An 11,100-nucleotide genomic window follows, 5' to 3' on the forward strand; every position below is an offset into this window, starting at 1 on the left:
GTCGTTAGCCCCTCGAACACCGACAGAGGGCCCCACATCTCGCGATGTAGGGCCCTCCGTGGGTGAGGTGGGTGTCAGCTGACGAGATCGGCGATCGCGTCAGCGTTCTCCGAGCCGCGGCGGATCCGGCCGACGAGCAGGCCGATCGCGAACACGATGAACGGCGCGAGCACCAAGAACCAGCCCAGCGTCGAGAGGCCAAACGTCTGCGCGGTCGGGTCGACGCCCTCGGCGACGGTGCCGGCGAGCAGGCCGAATCGGGCCGCGACCAGGTAGGCGCCGAGCGCCAGCCCGACGATCGAGATCGCCGGGGCGATCATGGTGTTCCACGGACGCGTGTCCTCGCCGGTGCGGCGGAAGTACGCGATCACCGCGGCCGAGACGAGAATCTCGACCAGCACGATCGCGAGCACCGCCATGGCGCTGAACCAGAAGAACATGTTCAGGACGGGGTCCTTGTCGGTGACCACGAACAGCACGATCACGACCAGCGAGATCGCCGAGGTGGTGAGGGCGCCCGCCACGGGTGCGCCGCCCTTGTTGACCCGGTCGAGGGCTCGCGGCAGCACTCCCGCTCGGCCCAGCGAGAAGAAGTACCGCGCTGCGCTGTTCTGGAAGGCCAGCAGGCCGGCGAACAGGCTGGTGAGCACCAGCCAGCTCATGACGGTCCCGAGCCAGCTGCCCACGTATTGGTCGGCCACGGAGAACAGGACTGCGGCCGGATCGGCCAGCGGCTCGCCGTCGATGGCCGATCGGTTCGCGACCTCCTCGACGATGTTCGAGCTGCCGATGCCGCTGACGACGGCCCAGGACGTGAGGGCGAACAGCACAGCGATGAGCGTCACGGCCGTGTAGGTGGCAATCGGCACCGCGCGCTTGGGGTCCTTGGTCTCCTCGGCGTAGATGGCGGTGGCCTCGAAGCCGATGTAGGAAGCGAAGGCGAATGCCAGGGCGATGCCCGCCGACCCGGTGAAGCCGCCCTCGAAGATCTTGGCTGGCGAGAACGACGAAGCGGGCGAGAGCCCGTCGGGCCCGCCGCCCTGGAACAACACGACGACGGCCACGAGTCCCAGCGCCGCGACCTCTGCCAGCATCAACACGCCGAGCAGCTTGGCGCCGAGGTCGACCTGCATGATCGACAGGCCCAGCACGAGTGCCCACGCGAGCAGCGCCCAGACCCACCACGACAGGTCGATACCGAGCCGAGCATCGAACTGTCCGGCCGCGACCGCGCCGAAGAAGCCGAAGATGGCCAGCTGGATGGCGATGTACGCCAGCAGCGAGACGAACGCCGAACCGACACCTGGCACGACACCAAGTCCGCGACCGACGTACGCGAAGAAGGCGCCGGTGTTGCTGACGCGGAGGCTCATCGCGGAGTAGCCGACGCTGAACACCAGCAGCACGATGCCGACCGCGAGGTACGCGCCCGGAGCGGCGGCGCCGTTGCCGAGCACGATCGCGACCGGTACGGCACCGGTCATGCCGACGAGGGGGGCTGCCGCGGCGACGACGAAGAAGACGATGCCCGCGATGCCGAGCCGGTTGCTCTTGAGGCTCTCGCCGGGAGGAGATCCGTGGCTGGGGGCTGAGTCTCGGTGGGTGGTCATGGTCAACCTCTCAGGTCGGGGGCCGGTGCTGTGACGCAGACAACAAACCTATTTGGACCCAAACGATCCTGTCGAGCGGTTTACCGAAAAATCTCTGCCCTTCGCGGTGCGTGGAGTCATCAGGTGAGCCTCCCCAGCCGACGGAGTGCCTCCTCGATCACACCTTCCTGCTTGCAGAACGCCCACCGCACCAGCGGGCGGCCGATGTCCCGGTCGTCGTAGAACACCTGATGCGGAATCGCGACGACGCCGCACCGCTCGGGCAGTGCCAGGCAGAACTCCAATCCGTCGTCGAATCCCAAGGGCCGGATGTCGGTGGTCACGAAGTAGGTGCCGTCGGGCACGAACACGTCGAAGCCGGTCGCTCTCAGTCCGTCACACAGCCGGTCGCGGCGAGAGTGCAGCGTGTCGCGCAGGCTGCCGGTGATGTCTTCGGCGTCATCGAGCGCTGCGGCAATGGCCGGCTGCAGGGGAGCTCCGGAGGTGTACGTCAGGAATTGCTTGGCGCCGATCAGGGCCTGCACCAGCGGTGCCGGACCAGTGGCCCAGCCGATCTTCCAGCCCGTGAAGGAGAAGCTCTTGCCCCCTGAGCTGATGGTCAGCGTTCGCTCCGCCATGCCGGGCAGCGAGGAGATCGGGATGTGATCGACGCCGAACGTGAGGTGTTCATACACCTCGTCACTGATGACGATCAGATCATGTTCGATGGCCAGCTCGGCCACAGCGGTCAGCTCGTCGCGGGTGAGCACCGCGCCGGTGGGGTTGTGGGGAGAGTTGAGCAAGATGGCCGTGGTCTGGGGGGTGACGGCCGCTCGCAGCTCGTTGACCGGGAGCCGGAAGTCCGGGGCGCGCAGCGTGACGGGTCGGCGCACGGCCCCCGCCATCTGCAGCATGGCCACGTACGAGTCGTAGTACGGCTCCAGCACCACGACCTCGTCGCCGGGGTTGATCAGCCCGAGCAGAGCAGCAGCAATCGCCTCGGTGGCTCCCGTGGTGACAGCGACCTCCACGTCAGGGTCGATGCTGAGACCGTAGAACCGCTTCTGGTGATCCGCGATCGCCCGGCGCAGCTCAGGGACACCAGCGCCCGGCGCGTACTGATTGCGACCTGTGCGCAGGGCCTCAACGGCCTTGTCGATGATCGCCGCAGGACCGTCGGTGTCGGGGAAGCCCTGGCCGAGGTTCACTGACCCGGTGCGCACGGCCAACGCCGTCATCTCAGCGAACACGGTCGTCCCAAGTCCGGCGAGCCGATCGGCTGAGGTCTTCATGGCCTTCGACACTAGATCACGGACATGAATGTCCAGCTCGGTCGGCGTGTCGACGTTCTCCCGGACGTAGGTCACCCCACCGTTCTCGGGGGGTGAAACGGTGGGGCGACGCACACCATCGTAGAGGGCGTCTCGCGCCGGAGTCACGGTAATGCCAGAAATTTTCGCGCACTCGTCCGCCGAGGGTGCTGGGCTGGGAGCGGGATGAAAGAATCGACACCATGACTCTCACGGCCGCCCCCCCGCAGCCGCCCAGCCGGCGTCGGTCCGCGGGCCGACGCTTCACCACCATGCTGGGCGTCCTGTTGATCGTCGGCGGGCTGGGTCTGCTCGGCTGGTTCGCGTGGCAGTACTTCGGCACCAACATCGTCGCCAAGCAGAAACAGGCCGAGATCAAGGAAGCGACGGTCGCGCAGTGGAAGGACGGCCTCGACGGCGACGCCGTGGCGCTCCTGAGGGTCGACCGGTTTGGCAAGGACTTCGAGGTTCCGATCGTCGAGGGATTCGATGACGCTGCCTTGGCCAGGGGTGTTGGCATGTACGAGAAGGCAGCCCAACCAGGCGAGATCGGCAACTTTGCCATCGCTGGCCACCGAGTCACGCACGGCGAGCCATTCCGCGACTTCCTGAAGCTCCGCAAGGGGGACGAGGTCGAGGTGGAAACTCGCACCAAGGTCTTTGTCTACGAGCTGGAGAACGCTGGCGACGCCATCAAGGTCGACTTCACGGTCAGCTGGCCGCTGTGGAAGGTGCCCAGCCCGGATGCCAGCGGCGAGCCTCCCGAAGTTTCCAAGCTCACGATGCTGACCTGCTCGGAGCTCTTCCACACCAACGACCGCAACATCGTCGTCGGTGATCTGGTCGAGACCATCGACAAGGCCACCACCGAACCCCCTGCTGACCGTGCCGCTGAGCCGTCCCCGGACGCGAAGTCACCCTGACGTGCACGACCACCAGCGCGAGTTCATCGACGTCGCCCTGCATCATGGCGTGCTTCGATTTGGAGATTTCACGCTGAAGTCGGGCCGCACATCGCCGTACTTCTTCAACGCGGGGCTGTTCAACACCGGCGATCGACTGTCCGCTCTTGGACGGTACTACGCGTCAGCCATCATGCAGAGCGGTGTCGAATTCGATGTGCTGCTCGGGCCTGCCTACAAGGGCATCCCGATCGCCGCGGCGACTGCGATCGCGCTGGCGGACCATCACCATCGAGATGTTCCGTGGTGCTTCAACCGCAAGGAAGCAAAGGACCACGGTGAAGGCGGTGTGATCGTGGGCTCGCCTCTCACGGGTCGTGCCTTGGTGGTCGACGACGTCATCACCGCGGGCACAGCCATCCGTGAGGTGCACGAGGTGGTCGAGGCCGAAGGCGCCACGCTCGCGGGGATCGTGGTGGCGGTCGATCGACAAGAGCGGGGAACCGGACACCTGTCGGCCATTCAGCAGGTCGAACGCGACCTCGGCACCTCCGTCACGGCGATCATCACCCTCGATCAGATCGTCGAGTTCATCCAGGAGACCGGTCGTCACACCGAGCACCTCGACGCCATCGGGGCCTATCGCGCCGAGTTCGGCGTCTCAGGCTCGTGATCGGCGTCGGTCCGTGGGACGGCACCCCGCCCGAGGGTGATCGTTGGGATCACGACCTGCTCCGAGACGGCGACGCGCGCAATGTCGCCGACCGGTACCGGTACTGGACGGTGGAGGCGATCGTCGCCGACCTGGATCGTCGCCGCCACGGCTTTCACGTCGCGATCGAGAACTGGCAGCACGACTTCAACATCGGATCGATCGTGCGCACGGCCAATGCCTTCCTGGCTGCCGAGGTGCACATCGTGGGCAAGCGCCGCTGGAATCGGCGTGGCGCCATGGTCACCGACCGGTATCAGCACGTGCGCCACCACGAGACGGTCGACGACCTGGCCGCGTGGGCCAGCGAGACCGCGGTGCCGTTGATCGGCATCGACAACACGGCGGGCTCCGAGCCGATCGAGACGGCCACCCTCCCCCAGGCGTGCGTCCTGCTGTTCGGTCAGGAAGGCCCCGGGCTCAGCGACGAGGCTCGCGCCGCGAGCGCAGGTCTGCTGTCGATCGCCCAGTTCGGATCGACTCGGTCGATCAACGCAGGAGCGGCGGCTGCCATCGCGATGCACGCGTGGATCCGGGCGCATGCGGGACCTGCCGCATAGGGTCGCCCACATGGCACGAGTAGTGGTGATCGGTGCGAACGCGGCAGGCGCGACGGTGGCGGCCAATCTGAACAGGACGCTGTCCGACGAGCACGAGGTCGTGCTGCTCGAACGCAGCAACAGCACCTCGTACTCGGCCTGCGGCATTCCGTACTGGGTCGCCGGCGACGTCGACTCCGTCGACGATCTCGTGGCGCGAACGCCTCAGGAGCATCGCGATCACGGCATCGACCTGCGGCTCGGAGTCGAGGTCACGGGCCTCGACATCGAGGCTCGCCGGCTGACGCTGGCCGATGGCGAGACGCTCGACTACGACCGGCTGGTCTTGGCCACGGGGGCTGAACCGATCCGACCGGACCTGCCCGGCATCGGCGGCGGCGGGATCCTGGGCGTCCAGTCGTTGGAGGACGGGCAGGCTGTCCTCGACGCGATGGCACAGCAGCCGCGCCGCGTCGTGGTGGTGGGGAGCGGCTACATCGGTCTCGAGATGGCCGAGGCGTGCGTGACCCGGGGGTTCGACACGACTGTCGTGGAGCGGGCGGACACCCCCCTGCCCATCGTGGAGTCCGAGCTGGGAGAGCAGATCGCCGAGGCGATGCGCAGCCGTGGCATCACGCTGCGCTCGGGGACCGACGTGACCGGCTTCACCCTCGACGGCGGCCGTGTCGTTGCGGTCGAGGCGGACGGCGACTCGATTCCGGCCGATCTGGTGATCCTGGGCCTCGGCGTCCAAGCCCGCACGGAGCTGGCGGTCGACGTCGGCCTGCCCACCGGGCCCAGGCGATCGCTGCTGGTCGGCCCCCATCAGCGCGTCGAGGGCCACGACGACATCTGGGCCGCCGGCGACTGCGTCGCTTCTGTCGATCGTGTCACCGGCGAGAAGGTGCACATCGCGCTCGGCACCCACGCCAACAAGCAGGGCATGGTCGCGGCGGCCTCGATCGCCGCTGACGTACGCGGCGATTCGTCTGCGCTGACCTTTCCCGGCGTCGTCCAGACCGCGATCACGAAGTTCTGTTCTCTGGAGATCTCGCGCACGGGGCTGGGGGTCCAGCAGGCGCGCGATGCGGGATTCGACCCGGTGTCGGCGTCGATCGTCACGACGAACATCGCCGGGTACATGCCTGGTGCGGCGGAGATGACGGTGCTGATGATCGCCGATCGCAGCACTCGGCGACTCCTTGGCGCCCAGATCGTCGGAGCGGAGGACGCCGCCCTGCGCATCGACGTCGCCGGCACCGCCTTGGCAGGTGGCCTGACCGTTGACGAAGTCGTGATGCTCGACCTGGCATACGCGCCGCCGTTCGGTTCGGTGTGGAGCCCCCTGCAGGTGGCCGCGCGCGCTGTCGTCCGCGCGTTGGACTCGTGACTCGCACGTAGGCGACGCCTGCTGGAATACTGGCGGCGCCGACACCCCCAGTCTCAGGAGATCGCATGCCCATCGCCACACCCGAGGTCTACGCCGCGATGCTGGACAAGGCCAAGAGCGAGTCTTTCGCCTACCCGGCCATCAACGTCTCCAGCTCGCAGACGCTCAACGCGGCCCTCGCAGGCTTCGCAGAGGCGGAGAGCGACGGCATCATCCAGATCTCCACGGGCGGTGCCGAGTACTGGTCTGGTCCCACCGTCAAGGACATGGTCACCGGATCGCTTGCCTTCGTGGCCTTCGCCAACGAGGTTGCCAAGAAGTACCCGGTGAACATCGCTCTGCACACCGATCACTGTCCCAAGGACAAGCTCGACGGCTTCGTCCGCCCGCTGCTCTCGGCGTCGGAGGAGCGGGTCAAGGCCGGCGGCCTCCCGTACTTCCAGTCGCACATGTGGGACGGGTCGGCTGTGCCGCTGGAGGAGAACCTCGAGATCGCCCAGGAGCTGCTGGCCCGTTGCGCAGCCGCCAACATCATCCTCGAGGTCGAGATCGGTGTCGTGGGTGGCGAGGAGGACGGCGTCGAGGGCGGCGCCGGCGAACAGCTGTACTCCACCGCGGAGGACGCCCTCGCGACCGCGGCCGCGATCGGCATCGGCGAGAAGGGGCGCTACCTCACCGCTCTGACCTTCGGCAACGTGCACGGCGTCTACAAGCCCGGCAACGTCAAGCTGCGCCCCGAGGTGCTCAAGACGGCCCAAGAAGTCGTCGGTGAGAAGTACGGGAAGGACTCGCCGTTCGATCTGGTGTTCCACGGTGGATCCGGCTCGCTGCCTGAGGAGATCTCCGACGCGGTCGACTACGGCGTCGTGAAGATGAACGTCGACACCGACACCCAGTACGCCTTCACGCGCCCAGCGGCCGGCCACATGCTGTCCAACTACCAAGGTGTCCTGAAGATCGACGGAGATGTCGGCAACAAGAAGCAGTACGACCCCCGTGCGTGGGGCAAGGTCGCCGAGGCCGGCATGGCCGCCCGCGTCGCCGAAGCCTGCGCCAACCTCCGCTCCGCCGGCACCAAGCTCTGACGGCCTGCTGGTCAACCCAGCCGGGGAGGCGGGTGTCAGGATGGGAGCATGACGAACTTGCTGGGCGAGCCGCCCGAGACCTTGCTTCCCGAAGATCCCGGTGCAACGGCGTTGGCCGAGGGCAGCGACCCCAAGAACGTGGCGTCGCTGCACCCCGACTCGGCGCTGGCGTGGATCACGCTGTCCGAGCTGGCGCTGACCGACGGGCTGGACCTCGAGGGCTACGCCTTCGCCCGCACCGGCTACCACCGTTCGCTGGACCTGCTGCGTCGCAGCGGCTGGAAGGGCTTTGGCCCGGTGCCGTGGTCGCACGAGCCGAACCGGGCCTTCCTGCGCTCGCTGGCCGCACTCGGCGAGTCGTCAGCCCGCCTGGGTGACGACGCCGAGGCGCACCGCTGTCGCGAGTTCCTGCACGAGTCGAGCCCCGAGGCCTACGCCGCGCTGATCGGCTAGCTCGGGGGGTTCACGTGACGCGGCCGGCCAGCTCCAGGTGCTGGCGGACCGCGGGCGCAAACGGACTCCAGGCAAACCAGCTTGGCAGCGATCGCGTGAGTCGCGACGGACCGGTCAGGGTGATCCGGCCCGACGAGACAGCTTCGTGGTACGTCGTGATGCCGGAGAAGACGCGCATCAGGTCCACGGGGGTGGTCGCGACGAACAGGTCGGTCTCGAAGCCGGGCGGATCGGTGCACACCGACGTCTCGTGTCGTTCGATGACCATCCAGATACGGGTCGGGTCATCGCCGGCGTAGTCGAACTCGACGACCGTGCGATCGTCCGGCAGCTCGTCGGCGACGACTCGCCGCGACATCCACCACGTCAAGGTGACCGGGTCGACCTCCCGCGGCTCGGGCTCGGTGAACATCCACCGCACGGCCCACTCGCCGACGGCCATGATGACGCCCTCGAGGTCCTTGCCAGCAGGGGTCAGGTGGTACTCGTGCCCGTGGGGCATCGTCACCTTGTCGACGATGCCCCTGCGCTCGAGGTGGTCGAGTCGCTGCTTGAGCAGGGAGCGGGAGATGCCGGGTAGCCCCCGGTCGATCTCGTTGAAGCGACGCCCACCGATGACCAGCTCGCGGATGATGAGGGGCGTCCATCGCTCGGCGATCACGGCGCTCGCCAGCGCGACCGGGCAGTACTGGCCGTACTCCTTCATCCCCTGAGTGTCTGCCCGGTCTGCGCGAAAGTCCAGAAACAGTTCCGGCGGGGTCCAGTTTCCGTCCTAGTCGTGCGCGCGAACGAAGCGCACGGTGGGAGTTCACCCCATTCCAGGAGGACATCATGAGTTCGACACCCGCCACCTTCGACCCCGTCGCCTTCAAGTCGACTACCCGAGCCCAGTGGGAGAGCGCCGCCCCGGCGTGGCACCGCTGGGGGCCAGCCATCGAGAACTGGCTGGGCGCCGCGACCGAGCAGATGCTCGACGACGTGCATTGTGGGCCCGGTTCGCGCGTCCTGGACGTCGCCGCCGGTGCAGGAGGCCAGACGTTGGCCGCTGGGCACCGAGTGGCGCCTACGGGCCACGTCCTGGCCACCGACATCTCGCCGGCAATCCTCGCTTACGCGGCCGAGGCGGCCGCTGACGACGGGCTCGCCGACGTCGTGGGCACGATGGAGGCGGACGGGGAGGACCTCAGCGGGCTCGCCGCGAGCACCTTCGATGCCGCGATCTCGCGCGTCGGGCTGATCTACTTTCCTGACCAGCAGCGGGCTCTTGCCGAGATCTGTCGGGCCGTGCGATCCGGCGGCCGGATCTCGGCGGTCGTCTACTCCACCCCTGACCGCAACGAGTTCTTCTCGATCCCGGTGGGCATCATCCGCCGGATCGCTGGCCTGCCGGCTCCGGGGCCGGGGTTGCCGGGGCCGTTCAGTCTGGGTGGGCCGGGGGTCGCAGAGGCTGCCTACCGCGCCGCGGGCCTGAGTGACGTGACCGTCACGACGGTTCCCTCTCCGGTGCGTCTGAGCAGCGCAGCTGAGTGCGTGCGATTCGAGCAGGAGTCGTTCGGGGCGCTGCACCAGATGCTGTCCGGCGTCGACGAGGGCGGACGGGCCGCTGCTTGGCAAGAGATCGAGCAGGCTCTCACCCAGTTCGAGGACGCGCAGGGCTTCGTGGGGCCCTGCGAGATGCTCGTGGTGTCCGGGACCCGGCCCTAGCTGGGCATCACCAGGCGCCAGGCGCCGGGCACGATGCGCCACGAGTGGTCCGATCTGGGATCGGTGAGCTCGCCGTCGCTCGTGCTCGGCATGGCGTCGCCGCGCACTGTCATCTCACTGCCCCGCAGATAGGTGACGTCGGCGCGACGCACGTGCTGGCCGCTGCGCAGGCTGAGGACGTAGCCGATTCGCCGGATCGGCGAGGCGGGGTATGAGATGGCGATGTCGAGCAACCCGTCGGCTGGGTCTGCCTCGGGCAGCAGCAGCGTGCCGCCACCGACGTACCGGCCGTTGCCCACCGCCACCTGCACGACCCGGTGGCCCGGCAGCCGCTTGCCGTCGACCGTGATCTCGACGCGCGCGCCAGGCTTGATCAGGCTGCGCACGCCGGCGACCAGGCTGCCGATCACGTAGCCCAGCGGCCCGAACCGCTTCTTCCACGGCACCGCTGCCGCGGCTGCTTCGGCACCCACCCCGATGTGCGCCGCGTTGACGACGACGTCGTCGTTGCCGTTGAGAACAAGATCGACGCTGCGCACGGTGCCGTCTCGCACCAGCCGCGCGGCGTCGGCAGGTTCGTCAGGCAGCCCGATGGTGTGCGCGAAGTCGTTGCCCGTCCCCAGCGGGATGATGGCGACGAATGTGTCGGACAACCGGTCGGCGGCATGCATCGCAGCGACCACGGCGTGCACCGACCCGTCGCCGCCCAGGGCGACCACGCCATCGACGTCCGAGTGCTCCGAAAGCGCTTGGTCGAGGTCGTCGGGAGATGAGGTGCGCACCAGCGTGACGTCGGCGTCGGCGCGCAGCACCTCGAGCGCGGTGTCGACTGATTGGTCGTCGGCGGTGCCGGCTTCGGCGTTGGCGATGGCGAGGAGTGTTCTCATGAGATCGCCAGAGTAGGGGGTGCTGAAGTAGAGTGCCTCCGTAAGAGCCCCGCACGATCGGGGCTTGTCGCACGTCTAGGTGGTGCAGCAGATGCCGGCAGTGGTCATCGTCGGAGCCCAGTGGGGTGACGAGGGCAAGGGCAAGGCAACCGATCTGCTCGGTAGCCGGGTCGATTACGTCGTCAAGTTCAACGGCGGGAACAACGCCGGACACACCGTGGTCATCGGCGACCAGAAGTACGCCCTGCACCTGCTTCCCAGCGGCATTCTCAGCCCCGGGTGCGTCCCGGTCATCGGCAACGGCGTGGTGGTGGACCTCGCGGTCCTGTTCGAGGAGATCGATGGTCTCGAAGCCCGCGGCATCGACACGTCCAAGCTGGTGATCAGCGCCAACGCGCACGTGATCGCCGACTACAACCGCACCATGGACAAGGTCGCCGAGCGCTTCTTGGGCAGCCGAAAGATCGGCACCACCGGCCGCGGCATCGGACCCACGTATGCCGACAAGATGAACCGCATCGGCATCCGC

12 protein-coding genes are annotated in these 11,100 nt (G+C 67.7%); 8 read left to right on the plus strand and 4 right to left on the minus strand.

What is annotated here, in order from left to right:
• Nucleotides 1–74: 74 nt before the first annotated feature.
• On the minus strand, nt 75–1,610 hold the full coding sequence (locus WB508_RS10580) for an APC family permease (protein ID WP_423844848.1): 1,536 nt from the start codon (nt 1,608–1,610) through the stop codon (nt 75–77).
• A gap of 119 nt (nt 1,611–1,729) precedes the next feature.
• Entirely contained in the window at nt 1,730–2,881 is a 1,152-nt protein-coding gene (locus tag WB508_RS10585) for a pyridoxal phosphate-dependent aminotransferase (protein WP_423844849.1), read from the minus strand.
• Between the two features lie 221 nt (nt 2,882–3,102).
• Between WB508_RS10585 and WB508_RS10590 the strand changes: the two genes are divergently transcribed.
• The 6 genes from WB508_RS10590 (at nt 3,103) to WB508_RS10615 (ending at nt 7,980) form a co-directional block, all read left to right on the plus strand.
• The gene (locus WB508_RS10590) at nt 3,103–3,822 is read left to right on the plus strand and encodes a sortase (protein WP_423844850.1); all 720 of its coding nucleotides are present in this window, start codon (nt 3,103–3,105) and stop codon (nt 3,820–3,822) included.
• 1 nt (nt 3,823) lies between these two features.
• On the plus strand, nt 3,824–4,474 hold the full coding sequence (gene pyrE, locus WB508_RS10595; RefSeq protein ID WP_423844851.1) for an orotate phosphoribosyltransferase: 651 nt from the start codon (nt 3,824–3,826) through the stop codon (nt 4,472–4,474).
• The gene (locus tag WB508_RS10600; protein WP_423844852.1) at nt 4,471–5,073 is read left to right on the plus strand and encodes a TrmH family RNA methyltransferase; all 603 of its coding nucleotides are present in this window, start codon (nt 4,471–4,473) and stop codon (nt 5,071–5,073) included. The genes pyrE and WB508_RS10600 overlap by 4 nt, the downstream gene beginning before the upstream one ends.
• A gap of 10 nt (nt 5,074–5,083) precedes the next feature.
• Entirely contained in the window at nt 5,084–6,442 is a 1,359-nt protein-coding gene (locus WB508_RS10605) for an FAD-dependent oxidoreductase (protein WP_423844853.1), read from the plus strand.
• A gap of 65 nt (nt 6,443–6,507) precedes the next feature.
• Nucleotides 6,508–7,527 carry a class II fructose-bisphosphate aldolase gene (fbaA, locus tag WB508_RS10610; protein WP_423844854.1) on the plus strand — a complete coding sequence of 340 codons (1,020 nt, stop codon included), beginning with the start codon at nt 6,508–6,510 and terminating at the stop codon, nt 7,525–7,527.
• A 48-nt stretch (nt 7,528–7,575) separates the two neighbouring features.
• Nucleotides 7,576–7,980 carry a DUF3151 domain-containing protein gene (locus WB508_RS10615; protein WP_423844855.1) on the plus strand — a complete coding sequence of 135 codons (405 nt, stop codon included), beginning with the start codon at nt 7,576–7,578 and terminating at the stop codon, nt 7,978–7,980.
• 10 nt (nt 7,981–7,990) lie between these two features.
• Here WB508_RS10615 and WB508_RS10620 read toward each other — a convergent pair whose 3' ends face one another.
• Complete coding sequence (locus WB508_RS10620; RefSeq protein ID WP_423844856.1) at nt 7,991–8,686, minus strand: winged helix-turn-helix transcriptional regulator; 696 nt, start codon at nt 8,684–8,686, stop codon at nt 7,991–7,993.
• A 125-nt stretch (nt 8,687–8,811) separates the two neighbouring features.
• On the opposite strand from WB508_RS10620, the gene WB508_RS10625 reads away from it, so the two are divergent.
• A complete protein-coding gene (locus WB508_RS10625) occupies nt 8,812–9,684 on the plus strand; it encodes a class I SAM-dependent methyltransferase (RefSeq protein ID WP_423844857.1) in 873 nt (290 codons plus the stop codon).
• Here the strand turns inward: WB508_RS10625 and WB508_RS10630 are convergent.
• A complete protein-coding gene (locus WB508_RS10630) occupies nt 9,681–10,571 on the minus strand; it encodes a diacylglycerol/lipid kinase family protein (protein WP_423844858.1) in 891 nt (296 codons plus the stop codon). The genes WB508_RS10625 and WB508_RS10630 overlap by 4 nt on opposite strands.
• Before the next feature lie 91 nt (nt 10,572–10,662).
• Between WB508_RS10630 and WB508_RS10635 the strand changes: the two genes are divergently transcribed.
• Nucleotides 10,663–11,100 (plus strand): adenylosuccinate synthetase (locus WB508_RS10635; RefSeq protein WP_423844859.1); only part of this gene is annotated, 438 nt, incomplete at its 3' end.

The organism is Aeromicrobium sp. (genome assembly GCF_049586495.1).
GTDB lineage: Bacteria > Actinomycetota > Actinomycetes > Propionibacteriales > Nocardioidaceae > Aeromicrobium.